The organism is Rhodoferax sp. GW822-FHT02D07 (assembly GCF_058802405.1).
In genome coordinates, this window is the sequence record NZ_JBXAOD010000005.1 from 25,529 (window position 1) to 50,798 (window position 25,270).

Sequence of the window (25,270 nt, forward strand, 5' to 3'; positions counted from 1 at the left end):
CGAATTACGCGAAGCGAAGAGCGCGGGGGCCATGTCTATAGGGGGCGATTCGCGTCGGGGTCGGGCGCGCGGCGTTGCGGGGCTAGCAAGACGACGCTGGCCACGGGCCACAGCGCGGCCTCCAGCACCGGCGCCAAGAGCACCCACCAACCCGGGAAGGTGCCGCCACCGGCCAGGCGCAGCACCAGCTCCAGTGCATGGGCCACGGCAAACAGCGGGAACACCTGGGCCGCTTGCGAAGGCACGCTGAACCACAGCAGACGGCGGTGCACAGTGATGGCCAAAAAGCTCAGGCCGGTGTAGGCCATGGCATGCTGACCCAGCAGGCCGCCCTGGTGCACATCCATCAGCAAGCCAAAGAAGAAAGCCGCGCCTATGCTCACGCGCAGCGGCTGATGCACCGTCCAGAACACCAGCACCACGGCCAGCATGTCGGGCGCCCAAGCGGCACGCCCCCACAGGCCCATGTTGCACAACATATTGAGCAGCAGGGCCGCCACCAGGCTGGTCCAAATGAAGAGCGGGTTGGCCGGCAGCAGCAGCTGCTGGCCCGGGCGCATGATCATCGGCGACCTCCCTTGACAGTCGCGGTCGCCGGGTCAGGCTCGGGGCGCGGCGCAATCTGGGCCGACAGCGGGTCCAGCACCAGCACATGCGTGGTGCCCGACACGAGCGCCAGCGGCACGCAGTAGATGCGTGCAAACACCGCATCCACCTGGCGCTCCACCTTCTCCACCCGTGCCACCGGCAGACCGGCAGGGTAAATGCCATCCACGCCACTGGTGGTGAGCAAGTCGCCGACCGCGACATCGGCATTGGCAGCCATGTAACGCAGCTCCAGCGCATCGGCGTGGGTCGAGGTATCACCAAACGCCACACCACGTGCACCGGTGCGTGCATTGAGCACGGGGATCGCGTGGTCGCGGTCGGTAATGAGGGTCACCTCGCTCATGGCCGGATACACGCGTGTGACCTGCCCCACCACACCCAGCTCATCCAGCACCGGGGAGCCGAGTGCCACCTGTTGCAACAGGCCCTTGTTGATCAGCACCTTGCGGGTAAAAGGGTCCGCGGCGTCGTACAGCACCTGGGCTGCCTTGGACGGTGCGCCCAGGCGCGGTGACAGGTCCAGCAGCTTGCGCAGGCGCGTGTTTTCCAGCTCGAGCTGGTCGACCTGGTTGGCGCGTTGGGACTGCAGGCTGAGTTTCTTGCGTGCCTCTTCCTGGGCCGATTCGGCCGTGGCCACGGTGGTGAAGTAGGTGGCGCCCGCCTGCACCAGCGCGACCGGTTGCATGGCCAGCCACTGCACCGGGTAGAGCGCCGTGGCCAGCACCACGCGCAGGGGCTGCATCATCTTGAAGCGGGCGTCCGCCACCATGAGGAACAGCGCCAGGGCGCTGCAGACGGCCAGCTTGGACAGGGCCGAAGGGCCCTGGCGGAAGAAGGGGGGAGGATCTCTGTCCAGCGTACCTAATGGCATGGTACGGGCATCGCTGAACCGAAGTTACTCGCTGGTGAAAATGGAACCCAGTCGCTCCATCTGCTCCAGTGCGATGCCGCAGCCGCGCACCACGCAGGTCAGAGGATCTTCAGCCACCAGCACCGGCAGGCCGGTTTCTTCGGCCAGCAGGCGGTCCAGGTCACGCAGCAGCGCACCACCACCGGTCAGCATCATGCCGCGGTCGGCAATGTCGGCGCCGAGTTCGGGCGGGGTTTGTTCCAGCGCGTTCTTCACCGCAGACACGATGTTGTTCAGCGGGTCGGTCAGGGCTTCCAGGATTTCGTTGCTGGAGATGGTGAAGCTGCGGGGAACACCTTCGGAGAGGTTGCGGCCACGGACTTCCATTTCCTTGACTTCGGAGCCGGGGAAGGCAGAACCGATCTGCTTCTTGATCGCTTCGGCCGTGGGCTCGCCGATCAGCATGCCGTAGTTGCGGCGGATGTAGTTGATGATGGCTTCGTCGAACTTGTCGCCGCCCACGCGGACCGAGCCCTTGTAGACCATGCCGCCCAGGGAGATCACGCCGACTTCGGTGGTACCGCCACCAATATCCACGACCATGGAGCCCGAGGCTTCGGAGACCGGCAGGCCCGCACCGATGGCCGCGGCCATGGGTTCTTCGATCAGGTACACGTCCGATGCACCGGCGCCCAGTGCCGATTCGCGGATGGCGCGGCGCTCCACCTGGGTGGAGCCGCAGGGCACGCAGATGATGATGCGGGGGCTGGGCTTGAGCACGCCACGGGGCAGCACCATCTTGATGAACTGCTTGAGCATCTGCTCGGTGACGGTGAAGTCGGCGATCACGCCGTCCTTCATGGGGCGGATGGCTTCGATGTTGCCGGGCACCTTGCCCAACATGGCCTTGGCTTCCTTGCCAACCGCCTGAATCGTCTTTTTGCCCTGGGGACCGCCTTCGTGGCGGATGGCAACCACCGAGGGTTCGTTGAGGACGATGCCCTGTCCGCGGGCCACAATCAGGGTGTTGGCGGTACCCAAGTCAATCGCCAAGTCGGTGGAGATGTACCGACGGAGAGCTCCAAGCATTACGTATCCTCTCAGGCACGACGGGCACTTCGGCCGGCCGTCACCGTGGTTTTAGCAGTTCAAATTTGTCAGTTTGGCGTCAAATTCCGCGTTACCGCGGCGCTTTTGCCAAAGGCAGGATAATACCCCATCGCCTGTGAATAACTCGTGCAAAAGCCCCCCGCCGGGCACGATTTACCCTTGGTTTCAACCCTTTCTACACCCATGTCCCTGACATCTTCCGATATCGCCCGCATTGCCAATCTGGCCCGCCTGGAGCTGACGGCGACCGAAACCGACCGTCTGCAGGCCCAGATGAACGACTTTTTCAGCATTGTGGAAGCCATGCGCGCCGTGGACACCACCGGCCTGGAGCCGCTGGCCCACCCCGTGGCCGCCATCCAGGACGTGGCACTGCGCCTGCGCGAAGACGCGGTGCGCGAGCCCAACCAGCGCGAAGCCAACCAGCAAAGCGCACCGGCCGTGGAGCGCGGCCTGTTCCTGGTGCCCAAGGTCATCGAATAAATCCCAGAACAACAAGATTTCCGTATGTCGACCTCCCTCTCCCAAACCGCCCTGCACGACCTCTCCGTGCGGGAGCTGACCCAGGCCCTGCGCGACAAGCAGCTCAGCGCCGTTGAAGCGGCCCAGCACTTCCTGCAACGCGGCCAGGCCCACGCCGCCCTAGGCGCCTTTGTCGCCACCGATACCGAGGCCACGCTGGCCCAGGCGCGCGCAGCCGATGCTCGCATTGCCGCCGGTACCGCCGGTGCGCTGGAAGGCCTGCCGATTGCGCACAAGGACATCTTCGTCACGCGCGACTTCCCCACCACCGCGGGCTCGCGCATGCTCAAGAGCTACCGTTCGCCCTTTGATGCCACCGTGGTCCACAAGCTGGCCCAGGCCGGCGCCGTGACGCTGGGCAAGCTCAACTGCGACGAGTTCGCCATGGGCTCCAGCAACGAGAACACCGCCATTGCGCCCGTGGGTAGCGACACGGTGCAAGCCGTGCGCAACCCCTGGGATACCACCCGCATTCCCGGAGGCTCGTCAGGTGGCAGCGCGGTCGCCGTGGCGGCGCGCCTGGCCCCTGCGGCCACCGGCACTGACACCGGCGGCTCCATCCGCCAGCCTGCCGCGTTCTGCGGCATCACCGGTATCAAGCCCACCTATGGACGCGCCTCGCGCTACGGCATGGTGGCCTTTGCCTCCAGCCTGGACCAGGCCGGCCCCATGGCGCGCAGCGCCGAAGACTGTGCGCTGCTGCTCTCGACGCTGTGCGGCCCAGACCCGGACCGCGACTCCACCTCGCTGGATGTACCCGCTGAAGACTTCACGCTGAAGCTGCAGGACTCCATAGCCGGCCTGCGCATCGGTGTGCCCAAGGAGTTTTTTGGCGAAGGACTGAGCGCCGATGTGCGCGCCAGCGTGGATGCCGCGCTCAAGCAATACGAAGCCTTGGGCGCCAAGCTCGTGCCCATCACGCTGCCGCGCACCGAGCTCTCCATCCCGGTCTACTACATCATTGCGCCGGCCGAGGCCTCCAGCAACCTGAGCCGCTTCGACGGCGTCAAGTTCGGCCACCGCGCCAAGGACTATGGCGACCTCGCCGACATGTACAAGAAGACGCGTGCCGAAGGCTTTGGCGACGAGGTCAAACGCCGCATCATGATTGGCACGTATGTGCTGAGCCACGGCTACTACGACGCCTACTACCTGCAGGCGCAGAAGATCCGCCGCATGATTGCCGACGACTTCCAGAACGCCTTCAAGGATTGCGACCTCATCGCCGGCCCTGTGGCCCCCACCGTGGCCTGGAAAATCGGCGAAAAATCCGACGACCCCGTGGCCAACTACCTGGCCGACATCTTCACACTATCGGGGTCGCTGGCCGGCCTGCCTGGCATGAGCATTCCCGTGGGCTTCGGACAGGGTAGTCTGCCCATCGGCATGCAGCTACTGGGCAATTACTGCCAGGAATCGCGCCTGCTCAATGCGGCGCACCGCTTCCAGCAAGCCACCGATTACCACCTGGCCAAGCCCGCAGGATTCTGAACATGAGCGAGACAGTGAACACCTTTGAAGCGCAACAACAGGGTCGCCCGACAGGCCCGCTGGTGCAGGGTTACGAAGTCATCATCGGCTTTGAGACGCACGCACAGCTCTCCACCCAGTCGAAGATTTTTTCGCGTGCCAGCACCGCCTTTGGCGCCGAACCCAATACGCAGGCCTGCGCGGTGGACCTGGCACTGCCAGGCACCTTGCCTGTGATGAACAAGGGCGCCGTTGAACGCGCCATCCAGTTCGGTCTGGCCATTGGCGCGCACATTGCGCCGCGCAGCATTTTTGCGCGCAAGAACTACTTCTACCCCGATCTGCCCAAGGGCTACCAGATCAGCCAGTTTGAAATTCCCGTCGTGCAGGGCGGCCAGATTGACTTCTTCCTCGGCGACGAAAAGAAAACTGTGCGTCTGGTACGCGCCCACCTCGAAGAAGACGCCGGCAAGTCGCTGCACGAGGACTTCATCGGCCAAAGTGGCATCGACCTCAACCGCGCCGGCACGCCGCTGCTGGAGATCGTGACCGAGCCCGACATGCGCTCCAGTGCCGAGGCCGTGGCCTATGCCAAGGAACTGCACAAGATCGTCACCTGGATCGGCATCTGCGATGGCAATATGCAGGAAGGCTCCTTCCGTTGCGACGCCAACGTCTCGGTGCGCAAGCCCGGCAGCCCGCTGGGTACCCGCCGCGAGATCAAGAACCTCAACAGCTTCAAGTTCATGCAGCAGGCCATCGACTACGAGGTGCGCTGGCAGATCGAACAGATTGAGGACGGCCACGCCATCGAGCAGGCCACGGTGCTGTTCAACCCCGACACTGGCGAGACGCGCGCGATGCGCACCAAAGAAGACGCAGCTGACTATCGCTACTTCCCCGACCCGGATCTGCCTCCGCTATGCATTTCGGAGCATTGGGTGCAGGATGTACGCGGGCAAATGGCCGAATTGCCACGCGTCATGGCCGAGCGCTTTGCGACCGGCTATGGCCTGAGCGAATACGACAGCACCCAGCTCACACAAAGCCTGGCGCTGGCGAACTACTTTGAAGCAGCTGCCAAGGCCAGCGGCCAGGCCAAGCTGGCCAGCAACTGGATCACCGGCGAACTTGCGCGCCGCCTCAATGGGCAGGACCTGTCCATCGAGCAGGCACCCGTGTCAGCCCAGACACTGGCCCAGCTGGTGACCCGTATTGCTGACAGCACCATTTCCAACAGCGCCGCCAAGCAGGTGTTTGATGCGCTGTGGGAAGGCGCGACCGACGTGGATGCCATCATCGAAGCCAAGGGCCTCAAGCAGATGAACGACACCGGCGCACTGGAGGCCATCGTGCAGCAGGTCATCGACAAGAACGAGAAAAACGTCGCCGAATTCAAGGCCGGCAACGACAAGGCGCTCAATGCGCTGGTCGGCCAGATCATGAAGGCCAGCCAGGGCAAGGCAAATCCGCAGCAGGTCAACGAACTGCTGCGCAGCAAGCTGGCGTGATGCCCATTTGCCCATGAGAAAAGGCCTCGTGTGAGGCCTTTTTCTTTGGTGTATGGAAGCGCACTACTTGCCGGCGGGCCCCGTCTGCGCCCAAAGCTCACGCAAGCGAACGAGCTCATCGTCAAAGCGCGCATTCAGGCGCCGCGCTTCGGCTTCCTGGTCGGCGATGAACCGCTTTTGAACGCTCTGGCTTTGGGTGTTTTCCTCCAGCTGGCGGCGCACATAAGCGGGAGCCTTGGTCGGGTCCTTCTTGTAGAACTCCATCTCTTCGTCGATCGCCTTGCGCTGCCGCACCAGCTCACTGAGGCGCGTGGACGCAGCCTTGGACACGGCCTCGATCTGGGCCAGCGCATCGGCCCGCTCTTGGTCATGCACGGCTTTGGCGGGATAGCGGGTCAGCAGCGCGCGGTCACGGCGCTTTTCCTCGGCCTGCCGGTTGCGCTCTTCCAGCTCCCGCTTTTCCTTTTGCTCCTGATCGGCTTTTTCTTGCGCGGTCAGCGACGGCCCCACCTTGGCACGCACCGTACCGCTGGGGTTGAGGATCTTCTGTTCGCGGTCGATGCAGTCCGCAATGGGGCGGTCCGCCGTGAGCTTGCGGCCCTTGGCATCCACGCAGGTGTACACCCCGCCCTGTTGCTGCGACTGGGCCATGACCAACGGTGCCACCAGGACCGTGATGGCCCCTGCGGCCAGCCAGTGTTGAATCCTCATGCGTCTCCTTCGTCCACACCGTAACGCTGGCGGTAGGCCAGCACGCGCTGGTGGTCACTGTCCGACCCCGAAGCATTGCGCGACGCCAGATACTGCATCAAATCCCCCAGCTTCGCAATTGCGCAAACCTGCAGGCCGAGCTGGTTGCGCACATACTGCACGGCGCTGTAGGGCACGTCCTGGCCGTTTTCAGTGGCCTTTTCCTGGCGGTCCAGCGCAATGCAGACCGAGTGCGGCGTGGCCCCGGCGGCCTGGATGATGGCGATGGACTCGCGCGCGGCAGTGCCAGCGGACATCACGTCGTCAATCACCAACACACGGCCTTTCAGTGGCGCGCCCACCAGGGTGCCGCCTTCGCCATGGTCCTTGGCTTCCTTGCGGTTGTAGGCAAAGGGCACGTTGCGACCCTTGCGGGCCAGTTCGATCGCCACCGCAGCGCCCAGCGGAATGCCCTTGTAGGCCGGGCCAAACACCATGTCGAATTCGATACCGCTGGCCAGCAGGCGCTGGGCATAGAATTCGGCCAGCCGGCCCAGTTTGGCCCCGTCGTCAAACAGGCCGGCATTGAAGAAATAGGGGCTCATGCGGCCGGCCTTGGTCTTGAACTCGCCAAAGCGCAGCACCCCGCATTCCACAGCAAATTGCACAAATTCCTGGGCCAATGGGTCTCGGTCCGACATGGGGGTTTCCTTGTTCAAATTAAGCAGTCTCAATCTCAATGGCATCCGCTCGGCCACCAGCAAGGGGCTGGAAGCCTGGCTCGCCACGGCGCGGCCCGATTGTATTTGTGTGCAGGAAGTCAAGGCCCAGGCGGCCGACGTGGCAGGCAAATTCGAGCAGCTCAGCGGCCTGCAAGGCCACTTCCACTTTGCTGAGAAAAAGGGCTACTCGGGCGTGGCCGTCTATACGCGCCACACGCCCAGCGATGTGCGCATCGGCTACGGCTCCGGTGAATTCGACGCCGAAGGCCGCTATGTGGAGCTGCGCTTTGACACCCCCAAGCGCAAGCTCTCGCTGATCAGCGCCTACTTCCCCAGCGGCTCCTCGGGTGAGGATCGGCAGCAGGCCAAATTCCGCTTTCTGGACGAGTTCTACCCCCACCTGCAGGCCCTGCGCAAGGAGCGCGATTTCATCCTCTGCGGTGACGTCAACATCGCGCACCAGGAGATCGACCTCAAGAACTTCAAGGGCAACAAGAAGAACTCCGGCTTCCTGCCCGAGGAGCGCGCCTGGATGAGCAAGCTGCTCACCGAAGGCGGCATGGTGGATGTTTACCGCCAGCTGGAGCCCACGGCTACTGACGAGTGCTACACATGGTGGAGCAACCGTGGCCAAGCCTATGCCAAGAACGTGGGCTGGCGATTGGACTACCACCTCGCCACACCCGCCCTGGCCACGCTGGCCCGCGGCCACCAGATCTACAAGACGGAGAAGTTCTCGGACCACGCGCCCATCACGCTGGACTACGAGTTCACCCTCTAAGCCCACAAAATAAAAAAGAGCCCGTCAGGGCTCTTTTCATTGGGCGACAAGCCGGAGGCTCAGGCCTGATTTTGTTTGCGTCGACGGGCTACGGCACCCAGCAGAGCCAGACCGGCCACCAGCATGGCATAGGTCTCGGGTTCCGGCACGGGGGTGGTGATGGCAACCTTGATCACCATATCGTCGAAGTCGCCGTCATGCGCCTTGTCGTTGAACAGCAGCAATGCACTCTTATGGTCATTCGCCATCACGATGCCAATGGACTTGCTGCCGTTGGCAAACAGGTTCCAGCCCAGATTGGAATTGAACGCGAATTGCAGCGCACCACCTGCCACCGACAGAAGGGTGAACGAGGAACCGGGGGCAGAGCCGTCGTTGGTGAAGCCACCAGCGGCCAAGGGGGAAGTTTTGTACGCCCCAAAAGCATTGTTGAAGGCAGCCTCTTCACCCAGGAAGGTGAAGGTCAGATTGGCCACACTGCTCAGGAACAACTTGGCACCTTGCTGCATGCTGTGCAGGTTGTAGGCGCTGTAATCACCGGGGAACAGCACGGGGTTGAAGGTGCCGGGCAGGTTGTCTAGGCTCTTGGTCACACCACCGGCGAAGGTGAGCGTGGGGTTCGCGGTGGCCATGGCGGCGGGGCTGGCCAGTGCGGCCAAGAGAGCCATGGCGCCGGCGAATTTGGCGATCAATTTCATAACTTCCCCGAATTTGTAAGTATTTGTATTTTCCGGGCCTGCTGCACCTGCAGCAATAGTCCAAAGGACCTAGTTGAGCTCAGGGCGAGACCGGTTTGCGGGCCCGCTCGTACAGCGGCAGCACTTGGGGAAGGTGGGCCTCAATCTGGGCGATTCGCGCATTGCCAGAAGGGTGGGTGGACAGCCATTCGGGCGGGGCGCCCTTGTTGGCCGCACCCATCTTCTTCCAGAGGCTGACACCGGCACGCGGGTTGTAGCCGGCCCGGGCGGCCAACTCCATTCCCACCAGATCCGCCTCGGATTCGTCCTCGCGGCCAAATTTCAGCGTCAGCAGCTGGGCGCCGTAGTTCGTCACCGTCTGGCCCAGGTCGCCTAGGCCCAGCACCTGACTCAGCAGGCTGGCGCCTATGCCAGTAGCCGCACTCTTGCCCATGCGCTCACGCGCGTGCTCGCGCAGGGCATGGGCGATTTCGTGCCCCATGACCATGGCCACCTCGTCATCGGTAAGCTTGAGTGACTTGAGAATGCCGCTGTAGAAGGCGATCTTGCCGCCCGGCATGCAAAAGGCGTTGATCTGGCTGGAGTTGATCAGGTTGACCTCCCACTTCCAGCCCGGTGCCCGCTCATTCCAGGTGTTCGCAAAGGGGATGATGCGGCTGGCAATGGCGCGCAAGCGCTGCAACTCGGGGCTATTGGTGTCCGCCAGAGCGTTCTTGGCGCGGGCCTGGGCCAGCATCTGGGCGTACTGCTGGGCCGCTGAACGCTCCACCTGCTCAGCCGGCACCAGCTTGCTGAAAGCCGAGTTGCCGCCCACCTCCACACCCTCGCGCGCCTGCTGGGCCACGGCACTGCCCAAAGCAAAGCCGAGCAGGACGCCAGTCAGCACACGGGGGGCCAGGAAAGAAAACCGCAATGTCATGCTCGGTATTATTCCCGCATGCATGAGCCGTCCCCTTCCCCCGCCCCGGCAGCCCCCACCGGCTGGCTGGCCTCTCTCAAGGTCTACCTCGAACCCGCCTCCTTGCGCATGCTGGCACTGGGCTTTTCGGCCGGCTTGCCCCTGCTGCTGGTGTTTGGCACGTTGAGCTTCTGGCTGCGCGAGGCGGGCGTAGACCGCACCACCATCGGTTTCCTGAGCTGGGTGGGCCTGGCCTATGGCTTCAAGTGGGTCTGGTCGCCGCTAGTCGACCGGCTGCCCATTCCCGTGCTGACCCGCTTGCTGGGGCGGCGACGCAGCTGGCTGTTGCTGTCGCAGGCCGTGATCATGGTGGCGCTGACCCTGATGGCGCTGACCGATCCCACCCTGGCCCTGGCGCCCATGGTCTGGTGCGCGGTGGCCGTGGCCTTTGGCTCGGCCACGCAGGACATCGCGCTGGATGCCTTCCGCATCGAATCGGCGGACACCGAGCACCAGGCCGCCCTTGCCGCCACCTACCAAGCCGGCTACCGGCTGGCCATGATCTGGGCCGGCGCCGGTGCGCTGTGGATTGCCGCGCGCGCCGAAACGCCGAATGCCGCCCTCTACCAATACAGCGCATGGCGCACGGCCTACCTTGCCATGGCCATGAGCATGCTGCCCGGCGTGCTGACCGTGCTGGCCTCGCGCGAGCCCGCCGCACGCGCACTACCGCCCGCGCGCAACGCGGCTGAGTGGCTGCAGGGCGCGCTGATTGCCCCCTTTTCCGACTTTCTGGGCCGTTACCGCTGGCAGGCGGTGCTCATCCTCGCGCTGATCGCCACCTACCGGATCAGCGACGTGGTCATGGGCATCATGGCCAACCCCTTCTATGTGGACTTGGGCTTCAGCAAGGACGAGGTCGCCGCCATCAGCAAGGGCTATGGCGTGGCCATGACGCTGCTGGGCGCCTTTGTGGGTGGCGTGCTGGCGCTGCGCCTGGGCGTGATGCGGGTCCTGATGCTGGGGGCCGCACTGAGCGCAGGCAGCAACCTGCTGTTTGCCTGGCTGGCCGGGCGCGGCCACGATGTGGGGGCGCTGGTCTTCGTCATCTCGGCCGACAACCTCTCCAGCGGCATTGCCAGCGCAGCCTTCATTGCCTACCTGTCCTCGCTGACCAATGTGCAGTACTCGGCCACGCAGTACGCCCTGTTCAGCTCCATGATGCTGCTCTTGCCCAAGTTCATGGCCGGCTTCTCCGGACAGTTTGTGGACCATTTTGGCTACCCCCAGTTCTTCACCGCCACGGCCTGCCTGGGCCTGCCGGTGCTGCTGCTGGTGGCGCTGGCATCACGCATCAAAACTGGCACCAGCCCCCATGGATAGTGCGCAAGCAGCTATCTATTTGGTAGCGCTATTTACCTAACTTTACGAAAGCGACAAACGGGGGGCATGCGCTTTCGGCGCCCGGGGGATAGACTGCGCGCATGCGCCAAAACCTGCTCATGATCGAAGACGACGCCCGCCTCGCCACCATGGTGGCCGAGTACCTGGAGCAGTCGGGATTTGCCGTCAGCCACTGCGGTGACGGCCTCAGTGGCCTGGACCACCTGACCCAGCCCCCCGCCGGAGAGACGCCCGAGCTGGTGATCCTGGACTTGATGCTGCCCGACATTGACGGGCTTGAAGTCTGCCGCCGCCTGCGCGCCTTGCCCGGCGCTGCCGCCAGCGTGCCGGTGCTCATGCTGACCGCCAAGGGCGATGCCATGGACCGCATCATCGGCCTGGAACTGGGCGCTGACGACTACCTGCCCAAACCCTTCGAACCGCGCGAGCTGCTGGCACGCATCCGCGCCATCCTGCGCCGCAAGGTGGAAGCGGCCACGCCCAATGGCAAGGCGCTGCGCTTTGGCAGCCTGGAGATTGACCGCGACGCGCGCACGGTGACCGTGTCCGGCGCCCCTTGCGAACTCACCTCCTACCAGTTCGACCTGCTCGCCGCACTGGCCGAGCGCGCCGGACGTGTGCTGACGCGGGACCAGATCATGGAAGCCGTGCGTGGCCGCGAACTGGAGGCCTTTGACCGCTCGATCGACGTGCACATGGGTCGCATCCGCGCGGCCATCGAAGCCGACCCGAAGGACCCCAAGCGCATCCTCACTGTGCGTGGCGTCGGCTACGTGTTCGCACGCCAGCAAGAATAGGACTTGGGTTCGCCCATGTTCTTCAACAAGCTCTATCTGCGCATCTGGCTGGCCGTGGTGCTGGCCGTGGCCGTGCTCACCTTTCTGGTGGGCTGGGCTTGGCGCCTGACCAGCGAGCCGCCTCTGCGCGAAGTGGTGGTGCGCAACGAGGCTGGCGAAATCATCGGCAGCGGCAAGGCGCGCCTGCGCCGCCCTCCGGGCCTGGGCGCACGGCCGGACCCCGGACTGATGGACCGCGAGGGGCCTCCCCCGCCTGATGGTATGTCCCCGCCCGCACCGCCGCCCGACATGGCCGCCCCGCCCGATGACGACATGCCGGGCCGCTTTGGCCGTGGCCCCGAGTTTCTGGTGCGCATGCAGGACGGCCAGACCATGCACCTGCACCTGCCGCGCCCGCCTTCCTCCAACTACAAGGCGCCCTTCGGCTTCTTCTGGACGCTGGGTCTGGTCGGTGTGGCGGTGGCGCTGGGCACCTACCCCATCATCCGGCGTCTCACGCGCCGCCTGGAGGCCTTACAGCATGGCGTGGAACGCTGGGGCGACGGCGACCTGGGCGCGCGCGTGCCGCTGGACGGAGACGACGAAGTCGGTTTCCTGGCCTCCCGCTTCAACCATGCTGCGCAACGGGTGCAAGGCCTGGTGCAATCCCATGAAGCCCTGCTGGCTTCGCAAAAATCGCTGCTGGCCAACGCCTCGCACGAGTTGCGCTCGCCACTGGCGCGCATCCGCATGGGCATGGAACTCATGGGTGGCAACGCCAGCCCCAGCGCCAAGGCCGAGATCGCCCGCAATATCAATGAACTGGACCAGCTGATCGAAGAAATCCTGCTGGCCAGCCGGCTGGATGCGCGCGAGGCCGATCTGGGCACGGTGGAGTCGGTGGACCTGGTGGGCCTGGCGGCCGAGGAATGCGCTCGGACCTACGCCGCACTGGAAACCACCACTGCGACCCTGGCCGTACCCGGCATTGCCAAGCTGCTGCGGCGCGCGGTGCGCAACCTGCTGGAAAACGCCCGCCGCTATGGCGCTGGCGATGTCACGCTCACGCTGCGCGAGGACGCCACCCACGCGGTGCTGCAGGTGAGTGACCGCGGCCCCGGCGTACCCGAGGCCCTGCAACAGCGCATTTTTGAGCCGTTTTACCGCCTGCCCGGCGCCTCCGAGCGCGAAGGCGGTGTGGGTCTGGGTCTGGCACTGGTCAAGTCCATCACCCAGCGCCACGGCGGGACCGTCACCTGCAGCAACCGCCCCGAGGGCGGCGCCTGCTTCGAGATCCGCCTGCCCTTGCAAGCCCCGGTGCCAAGCGCCTAGGCTTGAGCGCCGCCGGGCCGCCCCAAGGCGCGAAGGCCCCCTTGGGGGGCAGCGACCCGCACATCGGCGGAGCGTGGGGGCTTAAGCCGTGGCCTTGAGAAAGAGGTCCCGGTCCGGCGCAAAGTTTTCGTGGAGGGGCAGCAAGGCACCGCCCAGCGCGCGCGCATCGGAGCCCATGCTGCCGGCAATCACGGTGGCAGGCCACAGCCCCTCCCAGTTGTAACGGCGCAGGGCGCGGCCCGTCTCCTCAATCAGGCGCTGCAGCATGCCACGCGAGAAGGAGCCGTCGATCACCACCGCGTCAATGTCCAGGAACGCCGTGCCGCTCACCACGCACTGCGCCAGCCCCAGTGCGGCGCTGGCAATCCAGGCATCGGTATAGACCGCATAGGGTGCCGACATGGCGCGATCGTCGTACGCCGCTGTGGGGTCCAGGCCTTCGGCCTGGTAGCGCTGTTCCAGCTCCCACAGCGAGGCGTGGGCGATCAGTTGCTCGGGCATGCCGTCCGGCCCGGCCACCTGCAAGGGCAGCGAAGCCACCGCTCCCGCATTGCCGTGGATGCCGCCGTGCAAATGGGAGTTGAGTACCAGCCCGCCGCCCACAAAGGTGTCCACAAACAGGTAGAGAAAGCTCTTAAGGTCGCGCCCCCGGCCCGATACCAGCTCGGCCACGCAGGCGGCCGAGGTGTCCTTGGCAAAGCTCACGGGGGCATCGGTCATAGCCTGCACCTGGGCGCAGAGGTCAATATGGTTCCACTGGTCCGACACCGCTTCGGACAGACCCAGCATCTTGTGCCAGCCACCCAGATTGAAAGGCGCAGCCACGCCCACGCCCACCAGGCGGGGTGCCAGCGCACCCAGCCCGTCTTGGATGGCGCGCATGCGCGCCTGTACCGTGGGCAGCAACAGGTCCGCGTCGGGAAAGGCGTAGGGCAAGGTCTCGCGCACACGCACTGCACCGGTGAAGTCGACGAGCAACCAGTCTGCACTGCGCCGGCCAATCTTGATGCCCAGTGCAAACGCACCATCCGGATTTAGCGCCAGCGGCACCGAAGGCTGGCCAATGCGGCCGCGCACGCGGTCCTGCTTGATCAGCAGGCCGTCGTCTTCCAGTCGGGTCGTGATGAGACCAATGGTCTGCGCCGTGAGGCCAGTCAGGCGGGCCAGGTCGGCCTTGGGCAGGCTTCCGTTGAGGCGGATGGCGTGCAGCACCACGCGTTCGTTGAACTGGCGCATGCCCACGTGGTTGGAGCCACGGGGCCGCAACACCGGAGGCGACACCGCAACCGCAGGAGGCGAAGCCTCCGGGCGGAAGGCGGTCAGATGGTCGGCAAGGGTCATGGTGGGCAATTTTGACGCAGGAAGCCCGCCCCTTGCGAACTATTTGACGATGTTGACGCTCAGGCCAGGGCCGTCTCGGGCAGCTCTTCGGGGCTCTTGGCGCCGGTCATCACGGCCACCGTGTCGCTCATGCTGATGGCCTTGGGGTTGACCACGCAGGCCCGCTTGCCGAGGCGCTGGATGTGGATGCGGTCTGCGATCTCGAACACATGGGGCATGTTGTGGCTGATGAGGATGACGGGCAGGCCCTTGTCGCGCACGCGGCGTATCAGCTCCAGCACCATGTTGCCCTCCTTCACACCAAGCGCGGCGGTAGGCTCGTCCATGATGACCACGTGCTGCGCAAACGCCGCCGCGCGCGCCACTGCCACGCACTGGCGCTGACCGCCCGAGAGCGTCTCCACCGCCTGTGTCATGGAGCGGATGCCGACCTTGAGGTCGTTCATGCGCGAGATGGCTTCATTGAGCATCTTCTTTTTGTCCAGCGAACGGAATACGCTTCCCAGTACCCCGGGGCGGCGCAGCTCGCGGCCCAGGAACAGGTTTTCGGCAATCGACATGGCAGGCGCCACGGCCAGGTCCTGGTACACGGTCTCGATGCCGTGGCGGCGCGCGTCGATGGGGGAGCGGAAGTGCACCGGATTACCGTCGAGTTCCATGCTGCCTTCGTCGGGCACCACCGCACCCGACAGGGCCTTGATAAGACTGGACTTGCCAGCACCGTTATCGCCAATCACTGCCAGGATCTCACCGGCGCGCAGCTCGAAATCCACGCCATCCAATGCAGTGACGCCGCCGTAGCGTTTGACGAGGCCTGTGGCCTTGAGAACGATAGGTTGCGAAGCCATTAGCGGGCCCCCTTGCGAGAAAGTTGGTCTGCAGCCACCGCGAGGATGACCAGAATGCCAGTGATCAGGGTCTGGTAGACCGAGGCCACGTCCATCAGCGTGAGGCCGTTGCGGAACACACCCACGATGACCGCACCCACCAGCGAACCGAGGATCACACCGCGCCCGCCAAACAGCGAAGTACCGCCCAGCACCACGGCAGTGATGGCGTCGAGGTTCTCGGTCTGACCGGCCTGCGGATCGCCCACGCCGGTACGCGCCACCGATAGCAGCGCCGCAATGCCATACAGCACGCCGGCCAGCACATACACACCCAGCAGCACGCGCTCCACCGAGATGCCGCTCAGGCGCACGGCTTCGGGGTTGTTGCCCACGGCATAGACGTGGCGGCCCGAGGCCGTGTCGCGCAACAGGTGCCAGGCCAGGGCGTACAGGCCCAGCATGACCAGCGTGCCCCAGGCCACCGAGGTACCGCCCAGGGTGAAGGTATTGCCCAGCAGCGTCATGCCGTCCGGCAGGTCGCCCACCGTTTGGGCCTGGGAGTAGATCTGGGTGATGGCAAAGGCGATGTTCATGGTGCCCAGCGTCACTATGAAGGAAGGCAGCTTCACCCGCGTGACCAGCAGGCCGTTGAGCAGACCAAAGGCCGCGGCCACCAGCACGCCGCACAGCACGCCCACGGCGGGTGGCAGGCCCATGTCCATGGTGAACTTGGTCATGACGATGCCGCTGAGTGCCATCACCATGCCGCAGGACAGGTCGATGCCGGCGGTGAGGATGATGAGGGTCTGGCCGATGGCCAGCACGCCGACCACCATGACCTGCTGCAGCACCAACGAGAGGTTTTCACCCGTGAGGAAGCGGTCAGACTGCGTAGCAAAGAAGGCGCAGGCCGCCAGCAGGGCCAGCCAGGGCCCCAGCAGGGCCCAGGGAATAGGTTTGGAAGAATTCGTTGCCATGGAGAGTTACCAATTGGCGCGCACATGCGCTGAGACACGGGAAGCAAAGGCCCGACATCCGTCAGGACGAACGCCGGGCCCCGCAGAGGCTGGCACCGGCGTGCCAGCCCGGAGACAACTTACTTCTTGCCCCAGCACAGGTCGGTGCCGGTCTTCACGTCCTTGCTATCCACACCAGCCACGGCCTTGCCCGCGATCAGGGTGACACCGGTATCCACATAGCCGGAGGCCTTCTTGCCGCCCTTGGCGTAGTCCACGCCCGCTGCCACGCCCATGGCGGCCATCTTCAGCGGGTATTGCTGCGATGTCGCAGCGATCACGCCCTTGCCCACATCGGCGATGCCGGCGCAGCCGCCATCCACCGAGACGATCAGCACACCCTTGTCCTTGCCGGCTTTCTTCAGTGCGTTGTAGGCACCGGCGGCGGCGGGCTCGTTGATGGTGTAGACCACATTGATGGCTGGGTCCTTCTGCAGGCAGTTTTCCATGGCGGTCTGGCCCTTGGCCTGGTTGCCGTCGGTGTCGGCCGCGCACACGGTCTCTGCAGTCTTGGACAGCTCGTTGGACTTGGCGTCATTCGCCTGCAGGCCAAAGCCCTTCATGAAGCCATTGTGGCGCTGCGCACCCACGGGGTGACCGGGGAACAGGTCCAGCATGGCGATCTTGGCGGGCTTGCCACCCAGGGCGGCCTTGGCGTACTGGCCGATCAGCTCGCCGGCCTTGTAGTTGTCGGTAGCGAACAGGGCATCCGCACCTTCAAAGGGGCTGTCCAGCGCGATCACTTGCACGCCCTTTTCTTGCGCCTTCTTCACGGCTGGCAGGATGGCGTCGCCAGACGACGTGATCAGGATGGTCTTGGCGCCGCGCGCGGTCATGTTCTCGATGGCGGCGATCTGGGAGGCGGTGTCGCCGTCCTTCTTACCGGAGGCAGACATCAGCTTGGCGCCCAGCTTCTTGGCCTCGGCCTCTGCGCCTTCCTTCATCTTCACAAAGAAGGGGTTGGTTTCGGTTTTGGTGATCAGGCCAATCACCGGGGCGTCAGCAGCGAACGCGGACGACGCGGCCAGGGCTAGCGCGGACAGGATCAGGGGGGTGGACTTGTTCATCAGGATCTCCTCGGTCTGTACGACCTTTTTTGGGCTGGAAGGCCAGAGGCGCAAGCCCCTGGAAAAGCACGCTCTCTCACGGCGTGGCGGGACTATAGTTCTTTTCTTTTACTTAAATCAAGTTACTTTAATTATGGAAAACCCTTAGCTGCCGGTACTTTGCTGCGCGTCACCAATACCCCACAGCAACACACCCGTCCACGAAAGATGTGCGAGCGCGGGCACACCGTGTCTTTTGGACTGGTCAGGACGACGGAAAACAATGGAAAGGAGGCCGACGAATCGGCATGCCGGTGGGGCGGCGACGCGATTCACGGTTGATTCAGCAAGCTGAACGCAATCGCAATGGTTACAGCAGCCCAAAAACTGCAAGATTTTGTAAAAAACCCTGCAAATTCACCCGAATGGGGGATACCGCTTTTGCCGGCGGAGGCAGAGAATTCATCCCAACTGCTGTCACAGTTAACAAGGATGAAGAGAAACCAACCAATAGGTTTCCTTCAACAGGTTCCAACGACGTCCCTTCGGGGACTTTACAAAGCCACCTTCGGGTGGCTTTTTTTTATTCGCAGTTTTACAAGCACTTTGGGCCTACAGCCCCCGTGGAATATGCGCAAGCAGCTACAGATGCGATAGCACCGCAGCGGGCGCAATATCGTTCAGGCAGCGTGTGTGGCCCAACGGGCACTCGCGCGCAAAGCAAGGCGCGCAATCCAGCGCTGGCTGGTAGGCCGGATCGTTCTTGAGCCAGAGCACCGTGGCGCGCTCGCTGAGTGGCGGCGTGTGCAGCGGGCTGGACGAGCCGAAAACCGCCACCTGGGGCACCACAAATGCAGCTGCCACATGCATGAGCCCGGAGTCGTTGCTGACCATGGCCTTGGCCGAAGCAATCAAAGCAATCGCCTGGTCCAGCGTGGTCTTGCCCGCGAGGTCACGGCAATGGCCGGGCCGCTGCGCGTTGACCGCAGCGGCAATCTCGGCGCACACCGGCGCGTCCTTGCCCGAGCCCAGCAGCAACACCGGCAGGGCCAGCTGCATCGCCAAGGCCGCAAAGTGAGCCGCAGGCCAGCGTTTGGCCGGCCCGTATTCAGCGCCCGGTGCCAGCACATAAAAGCCCTGCGCAGGCAGGCTTTGCACAGCCAGCGCCTCGGTCGCGGCACCCGGTGCCAGCTGGAGGCGGGGCCGGTCCGCTTCCAGCCCGGTTTCACCACTGAGGGCGGAGTAGAACGCCACCATGGGCGGGCGTTCGCCTTCGGGCGGATTGGGCAGTCGCTCGTTCAGCAGGCCCCAGCGGCCTTCGCCCTGGTAACCCACGCGGCGAGGAATGCCGGCCCACCAAGGGATGAGCGCGCTCTTGAGGGAATTGGGGCCCAGGTAGGCGGCGTCAAAACGGCCACGCAGCTCACGCGCCATGGCCCGACGGCCCGCCCATTGCAAGCCGCCATGGGCAAAGGGAAACACGATCACTTCGGCCACCTGCGGCATGGCCCGGTAGACCGGCGCCACCCAGGGCAGCGCCCCCACCGTCAGCCGCTCGCCGCGCGCGGCGAGGCGACGCAGCAGCGGTTCGGTCATCACAGCGTCCCCAATCCATTGGGGCGCGATGAGCAACGACTCCCCCCCGAAGCGGCCTTCGGCCGCCTCCCCCTCAAGGGGGTGCCGCTGGCGGCCCGGCAAAGCCGGTTCTGCGGCGGCCTGGCCTGGGGCCACGGGCACGCTCAGTGACCTGCTGCGAAGTGTTCGCCGGCTTTCAGCTTGTAGGTGGTGCCACAGTACGGGCACTTGGCTTCGCCGCTGCGGCCCACGTCGAGGTAGACCTTGGGGTGGGTGTTCCACGTCTGCATGCCGGCCACGGGGCTGGGGCAGAACACGCCGCCCTGGTGGTTCAGGTCTTTGGCCAGGAGTTCAACAACTGCTTGGGACATGGGTCAGACTTTCGTGAGCCAGTGGGCGTATTTGGGGTTGCGGCCGTTGACGATGTCAAAGAAGGCCGTTTGCACTTTTTCGGTGATGGGGCCGCGCGATCCGCTGCCCAGTTCGATGCGGTCCAGCTCGCGGATGGGTGTGACTTCGGCAGCAGTGCCGGTGAAGAAGGCTTCGTCCGAGATATACACCTCATCGCGCGTGATGCGCTTTTGCACGATCTCCAGGCCCAGGTCCTTGGCGATGTGGAACACGGTGTTGCGGGTGATGCCGTTCAGGGCGCCGGCGGACAGATCGGGGGTGTAGATCACGCCGTTCTTGATCACGAAAATGTTTTCGCCCGCGCCTTCGGACACGAAACCGGAGCTGTCCAGCAGCAGGGCTTCGTCGTATCCGTCATCGGTGGCCTCCATGTTGGCCAGGATGGAGTTGGTGTAGTTGCTCACCGCCTTGGCCTGCGTCATGGTGATGTTGACGTGGTGGCGGGTGTAGCTGCTGGTCTTGACGCGGATGCCGCGCTTCATGCCCTCTTCGCCCAGGTAGGCGCCCCAAGGCCATGCGGCCACCATCAGGTGAATGGTGTTGCCCTTGGGGGACACGCCCAGCTTTTTGTCGCCGATCCAGGTCAGGGGGCGCAGGTAGCCACTCTCCAGCTTGTTCTCGCGAATCACGGCGCATTGGGCCTCGTTGACCTGCTCTTGCGTGAAGGGGATCTTCATGCGCAGGATCTTGGCGCTATTGAACAGGCGCTCGGTGTGCTCCTGCAGGCGGAAGATGGCGGGGCCGTTGACCGTGTTGTAGGCGCGCACGCCTTCAAAGGCGCCGCAACCGTAGTGCAGCGTATGGCTCAGCACGTGGATCTTGGCGTCACGCCAGTCCACCATCTGGCCATCCATCCAGATTTTGCCGTCGCGGTCAGACATGGAGGGAGGAATTACGCTCATCGTGGGGTCCTTGTTGGGTCTGCAAAAAAGCAAAACATCGATTTTACGGGGCCGGCGCAGCTTGGTCAGGCGCCTCGGACTCTTCGGCCGGACGGCTGAAGTCCCAGCTCTGCAGCTTGCCACCCAGGAATACACACAGCACGCTGGCCTTGGACGGGTCCGTCCAGCGGAAACGCTCGGGCTGCGTGTCTTTGGGTGACTCCAACTGGCCCAGCGCGCGCGTAAGCGCCACCACATGCAGCAGGGGCAGGCCGGCTGTCAACTTGGAATGCAGCATGACGGCACTATCCACATGCCCGATGGGGCGGTTGGCCGCCTTCTTGAGAATCTGCAGCATGCGCGTGAAGTGCAGCAGCTGCCACATCACCAAGCCGCCCGCCACCAAGGCCAGGCCTTGCCAGCCATAGGCCCGGTAACCCGCCACGGCCAGCACCAAGGCACCCAAGGGCACCAGAATTTTTTGAATTTGCATCCGCTTATTTTCGCAGGCCGGGCCAAAGCACCTGAACCTGCAGCCCGCCCAGCAACGCCGAGCGCTGCACCACCACATGGGCGCCCGTCACCTCGGCAATCCGGCGCACGATGGACCAGCCCAGGCCACTGCCACTCTGGCTGTGCCCCAGCACCCGGAAAAACCGCTCGCCCAGGCGCTGCAGGTCGCCCTCAGCCATGCCGGGGCCGCTGTCGTGCACCTCCAGCACCACCTGCTCGGGCGTGCTGGCCACCCGCACCAGCACACGCGCACCGTCGGGGCTGTAGCGCAAGGCGTTGTCCAGCAGGTTGCGCAACAGCATCGTCAGCCAGGCCGTAGGGGCAGATAAGGTGCAGGCCACGCCATGGGCCGCATCGCGGCCGCCATCCTCTAACGCTAGGTCTTGCCCGCGCTCCAACGCCGCAGGCGCCAAGTCGGCCGCAACCTCGCGGACAATGGCGCGCAGATCACGCGCGTCGGCAGAGGGTGCAGCCGCCCCGGCATCCAGACGGGCCAGTGCCAGCAACTGGTCTACCAAATGCGCAGCCCGGTCGCACCCGGCCAACGTAGTTTGCAGGGCATGGTCACGCTCCGCAGCATCGCCCCCAGCGCCCAGGGCTACCTGCGCCTGGGCGCGGATGGCGGCAATCGGTGTGCGCAGCTCATGCGCAGCATCGGCGGTAAAGCGGCGCTCGCTCTGCACCATGCGCTCAATGCGGGCCAGCAGGCCATTGAGCTCGGCCACCAGAGGCTGCATCTCTGTGGGCACGTCAGGTACGGCCACCGGATCGAGCGCCGCCGGCGCCCGCTGACCCAGCGTGCGGCCAAGCGTATGAAGTGGAACCAGTGCGCGGCGCACCGCCCACCACAGAAGGGCTGCCAGCACCGGCAAGGCCAAGGCCATGGGCAGCAGCATGCCGCGCAGCATGGCCCAGACAATGTCGTTGCGCGAGTCCACCTGCTCACCCACATACACCTGCACATCGCTCTCAGCCCCCCGCGTGGCAAACACCCGCCAACGTTCGTTACCGAGACGCACGGTGTCGAAACCGCGGCGCTGCGGACTCAGAGGCTCGGTGCCCGCGTTGGCTGAGCGCATGACCAGCGTGCCCTCGTGGAACACCTGGAAGGCCACCCGCGCGTTGTACTTGTGCAGTGCCGGGGCATCGGCCACGGCGTCGTCCTCCAGGTCCAACGGCTGCACCACCAAGATGGCGGCCGCCTGGGCCAGGTGGCTGTCCATGAGTTCGTCCACCTCATGGCGCGCATCCACCCAGGTCCACACCGCTACGGCCAGCCACACCAGCGTCAGCGAGACCGACAGCAGCACCAGCAGGCGCAGTTGCAGGGAGCGGCCGGCTGCCATATTCAAGCGCCCGGCTGCGGGTTCACGCGGTAGCCCACGCCGCGCACGGTCTGGATGGCATCGGCCTGCAGCTTGCGCCGCAGGTGGTGGATGTGCACCTCAATCGCATTGCTCTCCACTTCGTGGCCCCAGCTGTACATCTGCTGCTCCAGCTGCTCGCGCGAGAGCACCCGCCCGGCGCTGCGCATCAGCGCGTGCAGCAGGTCGAATTCGCGGGTCGATAGGCTCACTTCCTCGCCCTGCCAGAGCACCCGGCGGGCGCCAGGCTCCAGCGCCAGGGCGCCCATCCGCAGCATCTCCTGCGCCACGCCATGCGAGCGGCGCACCAGCGAGCGCAGGCGTGCAGCCAGCTCATGCAGGTCCACCGGTTTGAGCACATAGTCGTCGGCGCCCAGGTCCAGCCCGCGGATGCGGTCGGGCACGGCGTCTCGGGCGGTAAGCACCAGCACCGGGGTGGCCACGCCTGCGCTGCGCAGGGACTGCAGCACGTCCAGGCCATCCTTGGCCGGAAGCCCCAGGTCCAGCACGGCAGCAGCGTATTCACCGCCAGAGAGTTCACGCTCGGCCGCCAGGCCATCGCGCACCCAGTCCACCTGAAAACCCAGCTGGCGCAGCCCGGCTCGCAGGCCATCGCCCAGCATGGCATCGTCTTCAGCAAGCAATACGCGCATTCAGGGGGCCCCGCAGGAACTGGTCAGACTATTGTGCATGGCGAAGTCATCAATCGTGGTCGCCATCATCGTCACCCTGCCCGCTCAACACGGCACTGATGGCCTGCGGCGAGATCAAGCCTTGTGGCGACTGCCGCCACTCCCAGGTCCAGTAGGCCAAAACGGCGAATAGCAAGAGGGCGGCTAGCCAACCATGGTTGCGCTTGGCGAGGTCCGGTCCGGGTCCGTCGGTAAGGCCGGTCACCATTTGTGCGGCCAGATTCTTGCGGCGCAGCACGCACAGGCCCACGATGGCGGCGATGTGCGCCAGCACCACGGCCAGCACCGTGTTGCCAAAGAACTCGTGCACCTCTTCAATCCAGTCGCCACCCAAAAAATCGCCCCACTCGTTGTAGGTGGCATAACCCGAGAGCGTGAGCGGCAGCACCAGTATCAACAGTGCCACGATGGCCAGCGCCATGAACAGGTTCTGGCCCTGGCGCCAGTTCACCGCCGGACTTGCGCCCACCCGCACCGCTGCCTTGAGCGTTTGCGCCCAGGGCCAGAGCTCGCCAAGCTTGCGCCACAGCATGGACAGCGCAGCCTGGCGCGGTCCCAGCAGGCCGTAGAGCACGCGAAACACCAGGAGGCCCGCCATGGTGTAGCCCAGCGTGACGTGCAGCAGGCGGAAACGCTCGCCCTCCGCGGTGAGGTAGGCGCCCAGAAAGCTCAGGGCAAACAGCCAGTGGAAAGCGCGGGTGGGCGCGTCCACCACGCGGCGGCGCGTGGGGCGGGCGGGTGCAGCGGCGGGGGGACAGGTCGTGGTGGTCATGGGAAACCTCGTCAAACAGTGCAAAAAGATGGAGGGTCAGTCCGACCAACTACGGCGAAAGCCCGCGTCCAACCCCTTGGGGAAGGTGATCTCGCGTTCGCTGAAGCTGCCTTTGTCGGCCCGCGTGTGGCAAGCGATGCAGTTGGCCGCGCTCTTCACGGCGGTCTGCTTCCAGATGGCGGGGGCCAGCTCGTTGTGCTTGCGCACAAACCAGGAGGAGGTGGTGATGCGGTCCTGAGGGGGCTCCTCGCGCACCCGCTTGTAGGTACCAGCGTTCACCTGCAGCCACTGGCTGATCTCGCGCACACTGGCTTCGTCCAGCGAGGCATCGGCGCCGTAGTGCTTGTCCAGCGACCCCATGACCCTCTTCCAGGACGCAGCGGGCAACATGCCAGCCGGGTAGGCGATGTGGCAAGCCGCACATTCGGTCTGGTACTTGGGCAGGGGCGGCACCATGGGGCCTTTGGAGTCGGCCCAGGCGCTGCCCAGCGACAGGCCTGTCAGTGCCAGGATTGCTATCCATTTAGGAGCTGCTTGCGCATATTGCACGGGGGCTAGAGGCTTGTTCTGCATAAATTCTCTTTTCATGGGCGTTCTGTGGGCGATCAACGCTTGAGGCTGATGAGCCAGGCCAGTACATCGGCCTTCTCGGCGGCGCTGCACTCCCGGGCCAGCACGTCCTTGCAGTTGCGGCGGAACCACTTCTCGCTCTTGGCGGGGTCGGTGAATCGCTCGGGGTTAAAAGCCGGTGCCAGCGCGGTGATGGCTTTGCCCGTGCTGGCGTGTTTGCCGTCACCGGTGGGCAGCGCGTTGTGGCAGGACGCGCAGCTCCATTCGCGGCCGTGCGTGGCGTTGAAAAACTGTTGGCCCTGGGTCGGGTTCGGGCTTCGGCCAGCTTGGGTGCTCAGGGCGCCCAACTGCTCTTGCGGGGTGCCGGCCCAGGCAGTTGCCGCGAGGGTAGCCGCCAGTAGCAGCGCACGTGGGGTGATACGGGTGAATGACATGGTGACCTCCATGCCCTGCATGGTGGCCGCGCAAGATTAAGCAGGTCTTAAGTGACAGCCTATGGGGCTAGAGGTCGGAACGGGGTTGGTCGCTGTGGCTCACATCCAGACCATCTGCCACATAGCCGGGGCCCTTCATCACCATGACCACCACACAGCCGATAGCCACGGTGATCACCAGCGACCAGTGGAAGACGATGGCGCCCAGCACCATGTAGTCGGCCAACTGCAGTGCGCGCGCCTGCGCCGGGTTGCTGGCATCCAAAAGCAGGTGGTAGAGGCCAAGCCCCAGCAAGGGCAGCACCGTGCCTGCCAAGGCGATACGCGGTAGCTTGCGCCACAGGGCCCACTCCAGCCCGGACGCCGAGCGGATCGAGTGGGGCAATTTGGTGAACCAGCGCATGCGCGCAGTCTAGGTCGGACGAACCCGCCTGTCTTTGCCCCAGGGCAAA

At 64.8% G+C, this 25,270-nt stretch carries 28 protein-coding genes; 7 read left to right on the top strand and 21 right to left on the bottom strand.

Going from position 1 to position 25,270, the window contains the following annotated elements; genetic code table 11:
• Nucleotides 1-35 precede the first annotated feature (35 nt).
• From mreD to AC1RNN_RS12720, 3 genes are read right to left on the bottom strand one after another with little or no spacing between them, the layout of a single operon-like run.
• On the bottom strand, nt 36-566 hold the full coding sequence (gene mreD / locus AC1RNN_RS12710; protein ID WP_493089750.1) for a rod shape-determining protein MreD: 531 nt from the start codon (nt 564-566) through the stop codon (nt 36-38).
• Nucleotides 563-1,480 (bottom strand): rod shape-determining protein MreC, encoded by a 918-nt coding sequence (gene mreC, locus AC1RNN_RS12715; protein WP_493089749.1) that lies wholly within the window; start codon nt 1,478-1,480, stop codon nt 563-565. The genes mreD and mreC overlap by 4 nt, the downstream gene beginning before the upstream one ends.
• A 24-nt stretch (nt 1,481-1,504) precedes the next feature.
• Nucleotides 1,505-2,548 carry a rod shape-determining protein gene (locus tag AC1RNN_RS12720; protein ID WP_493089748.1) on the bottom strand — a complete coding sequence of 348 codons (1,044 nt, stop codon included), beginning with the start codon at nt 2,546-2,548 and terminating at the stop codon, nt 1,505-1,507.
• Nucleotides 2,549-2,752: 204 nt separating this feature from the next.
• On the opposite strand from AC1RNN_RS12720, the gene gatC reads away from it, so the two are divergent.
• From gatC to gatB, 3 genes are read left to right on the top strand one after another with little or no spacing between them, the layout of a single operon-like run.
• Nucleotides 2,753-3,052: an Asp-tRNA(Asn)/Glu-tRNA(Gln) amidotransferase subunit GatC gene (gatC, locus tag AC1RNN_RS12725; protein WP_493089747.1), complete on the top strand. Its 300-nt coding sequence runs from the start codon at nt 2,753-2,755 to the stop codon at nt 3,050-3,052.
• A gap of 24 nt (nt 3,053-3,076) precedes the next feature.
• Nucleotides 3,077-4,582, top strand: coding sequence for an Asp-tRNA(Asn)/Glu-tRNA(Gln) amidotransferase subunit GatA (gene gatA, locus AC1RNN_RS12730; protein WP_493089746.1), 1,506 nt, complete (start codon nt 3,077-3,079; stop codon nt 4,580-4,582).
• Between the two features lie 2 nt (nt 4,583-4,584).
• Nucleotides 4,585-6,072: an Asp-tRNA(Asn)/Glu-tRNA(Gln) amidotransferase subunit GatB gene (gatB, locus tag AC1RNN_RS12735; RefSeq protein ID WP_493089745.1), complete on the top strand. Its 1,488-nt coding sequence runs from the start codon at nt 4,585-4,587 to the stop codon at nt 6,070-6,072.
• Nucleotides 6,073-6,135: 63 nt separating this feature from the next.
• On the opposite strand, the gene AC1RNN_RS12740 is transcribed toward gatB, so the two are convergent.
• Nucleotides 6,136-6,783 (bottom strand): DUF4124 domain-containing protein, encoded by a 648-nt coding sequence (locus AC1RNN_RS12740; RefSeq protein ID WP_493089744.1) that lies wholly within the window; start codon nt 6,781-6,783, stop codon nt 6,136-6,138.
• Entirely contained in the window at nt 6,780-7,463 is a 684-nt protein-coding gene (pyrE, locus tag AC1RNN_RS12745; RefSeq protein ID WP_493089743.1) for an orotate phosphoribosyltransferase, read from the bottom strand. The genes AC1RNN_RS12740 and pyrE overlap by 4 nt, the downstream gene beginning before the upstream one ends.
• Here pyrE and AC1RNN_RS12750 point away from each other — a divergent pair.
• Nucleotides 7,462-8,265, top strand: coding sequence for an exodeoxyribonuclease III (locus AC1RNN_RS12750; RefSeq protein ID WP_493137429.1), 804 nt, complete (start codon nt 7,462-7,464; stop codon nt 8,263-8,265). The genes pyrE and AC1RNN_RS12750 overlap by 2 nt on opposite strands.
• Nucleotides 8,266-8,324: 59 nt before the next feature.
• Here AC1RNN_RS12750 and AC1RNN_RS12755 read toward each other — a convergent pair whose 3' ends face one another.
• Both AC1RNN_RS12755 and AC1RNN_RS12760 read right to left on the bottom strand, forming a co-directional pair.
• Nucleotides 8,325-8,963 (bottom strand): PEP-CTERM sorting domain-containing protein, encoded by a 639-nt coding sequence (locus tag AC1RNN_RS12755; protein ID WP_493089741.1) that lies wholly within the window; start codon nt 8,961-8,963, stop codon nt 8,325-8,327.
• Between the two features lie 79 nt (nt 8,964-9,042).
• Nucleotides 9,043-9,882 carry a M48 family metallopeptidase gene (locus AC1RNN_RS12760; protein WP_493089740.1) on the bottom strand — a complete coding sequence of 280 codons (840 nt, stop codon included), beginning with the start codon at nt 9,880-9,882 and terminating at the stop codon, nt 9,043-9,045.
• Nucleotides 9,883-9,900: 18 nt separating this feature from the next.
• Here AC1RNN_RS12760 and AC1RNN_RS12765 point away from each other — a divergent pair, with 18 nt between their 5' ends.
• The 3 genes from AC1RNN_RS12765 (at nt 9,901) to AC1RNN_RS12775 (ending at nt 13,373) form a co-directional block, all read left to right on the top strand.
• Nucleotides 9,901-11,244 carry an AmpG family muropeptide MFS transporter gene (locus tag AC1RNN_RS12765; protein WP_493089739.1) on the top strand — a complete coding sequence of 448 codons (1,344 nt, stop codon included), beginning with the start codon at nt 9,901-9,903 and terminating at the stop codon, nt 11,242-11,244.
• A gap of 101 nt (nt 11,245-11,345) precedes the next feature.
• Complete coding sequence (locus AC1RNN_RS12770; protein WP_493089738.1) at nt 11,346-12,062, top strand: response regulator; 717 nt, start codon at nt 11,346-11,348, stop codon at nt 12,060-12,062.
• A gap of 15 nt (nt 12,063-12,077) precedes the next feature.
• Complete coding sequence (locus tag AC1RNN_RS12775) at nt 12,078-13,373, top strand: sensor histidine kinase (protein WP_493089737.1); 1,296 nt, start codon at nt 12,078-12,080, stop codon at nt 13,371-13,373.
• 81 nt (nt 13,374-13,454) lie between these two features.
• Here the strand turns inward: AC1RNN_RS12775 and AC1RNN_RS12780 are convergent, their stop codons facing one another.
• From AC1RNN_RS12780 to AC1RNN_RS12845, 14 genes are all read right to left on the bottom strand, one after another.
• Nucleotides 13,455-14,714 (bottom strand): ROK family transcriptional regulator, encoded by a 1,260-nt coding sequence (locus tag AC1RNN_RS12780; RefSeq protein WP_493089736.1) that lies wholly within the window; start codon nt 14,712-14,714, stop codon nt 13,455-13,457.
• A 59-nt stretch (nt 14,715-14,773) separates the two neighbouring features.
• A complete protein-coding gene (locus tag AC1RNN_RS12785) occupies nt 14,774-15,562 on the bottom strand; it encodes an ATP-binding cassette domain-containing protein (protein ID WP_493089735.1) in 789 nt (262 codons plus the stop codon).
• Nucleotides 15,562-16,521: an ABC transporter permease gene (locus AC1RNN_RS12790; RefSeq protein WP_493089734.1), complete on the bottom strand. Its 960-nt coding sequence runs from the start codon at nt 16,519-16,521 to the stop codon at nt 15,562-15,564. Before AC1RNN_RS12790 ends, AC1RNN_RS12785 begins: the two co-directional genes overlap by 1 nt.
• Nucleotides 16,522-16,640: 119 nt before the next feature.
• Nucleotides 16,641-17,627: a sugar ABC transporter substrate-binding protein gene (locus AC1RNN_RS12795; protein WP_493089733.1), complete on the bottom strand. Its 987-nt coding sequence runs from the start codon at nt 17,625-17,627 to the stop codon at nt 16,641-16,643.
• Between the two features lie 621 nt (nt 17,628-18,248).
• Nucleotides 18,249-19,238 (bottom strand): lipopolysaccharide heptosyltransferase II, encoded by a 990-nt coding sequence (gene waaF, locus AC1RNN_RS12800; RefSeq protein ID WP_493089778.1) that lies wholly within the window; start codon nt 19,236-19,238, stop codon nt 18,249-18,251.
• A gap of 107 nt (nt 19,239-19,345) precedes the next feature.
• Nucleotides 19,346-19,552, bottom strand: a complete 207-nt coding sequence (locus AC1RNN_RS12805) for a zinc-finger domain-containing protein (protein ID WP_493089732.1) — start codon at nt 19,550-19,552, stop codon at nt 19,346-19,348.
• 3 nt (nt 19,553-19,555) lie between these two features.
• On the bottom strand, nt 19,556-20,494 hold the full coding sequence (locus tag AC1RNN_RS12810; protein ID WP_493089731.1) for a branched-chain amino acid transaminase: 939 nt from the start codon (nt 20,492-20,494) through the stop codon (nt 19,556-19,558).
• Nucleotides 20,495-20,537: 43 nt separating this feature from the next.
• Nucleotides 20,538-20,966: a glycerate kinase gene (locus AC1RNN_RS12815; protein ID WP_493089730.1), complete on the bottom strand. Its 429-nt coding sequence runs from the start codon at nt 20,964-20,966 to the stop codon at nt 20,538-20,540.
• Between the two features lie 4 nt (nt 20,967-20,970).
• On the bottom strand, nt 20,971-22,332 hold the full coding sequence (locus tag AC1RNN_RS12820; RefSeq protein WP_493089729.1) for an ATP-binding protein: 1,362 nt from the start codon (nt 22,330-22,332) through the stop codon (nt 20,971-20,973).
• Nucleotides 22,333-22,334: 2 nt separating this feature from the next.
• Nucleotides 22,335-23,003, bottom strand: a complete 669-nt coding sequence (locus AC1RNN_RS12825) for a winged helix-turn-helix domain-containing protein (RefSeq protein ID WP_493089728.1) — start codon at nt 23,001-23,003, stop codon at nt 22,335-22,337.
• A gap of 49 nt (nt 23,004-23,052) precedes the next feature.
• A complete protein-coding gene (locus tag AC1RNN_RS12830; protein WP_493089727.1) occupies nt 23,053-23,814 on the bottom strand; it encodes a cytochrome b/b6 domain-containing protein in 762 nt (253 codons plus the stop codon).
• A gap of 36 nt (nt 23,815-23,850) precedes the next feature.
• The gene (locus AC1RNN_RS12835) at nt 23,851-24,402 is read right to left on the bottom strand and encodes a diheme cytochrome c (protein ID WP_493089726.1); all 552 of its coding nucleotides are present in this window, start codon (nt 24,400-24,402) and stop codon (nt 23,851-23,853) included.
• A 17-nt stretch (nt 24,403-24,419) separates the two neighbouring features.
• Nucleotides 24,420-24,818 carry a DUF1924 domain-containing protein gene (locus AC1RNN_RS12840; RefSeq protein ID WP_493089725.1) on the bottom strand — a complete coding sequence of 133 codons (399 nt, stop codon included), beginning with the start codon at nt 24,816-24,818 and terminating at the stop codon, nt 24,420-24,422.
• A 67-nt stretch (nt 24,819-24,885) separates the two neighbouring features.
• Nucleotides 24,886-25,221 carry a hypothetical protein gene (locus tag AC1RNN_RS12845; RefSeq protein ID WP_493089724.1) on the bottom strand — a complete coding sequence of 112 codons (336 nt, stop codon included), beginning with the start codon at nt 25,219-25,221 and terminating at the stop codon, nt 24,886-24,888.
• Between the last annotated feature and the right edge of the window lie 49 nt (nt 25,222-25,270).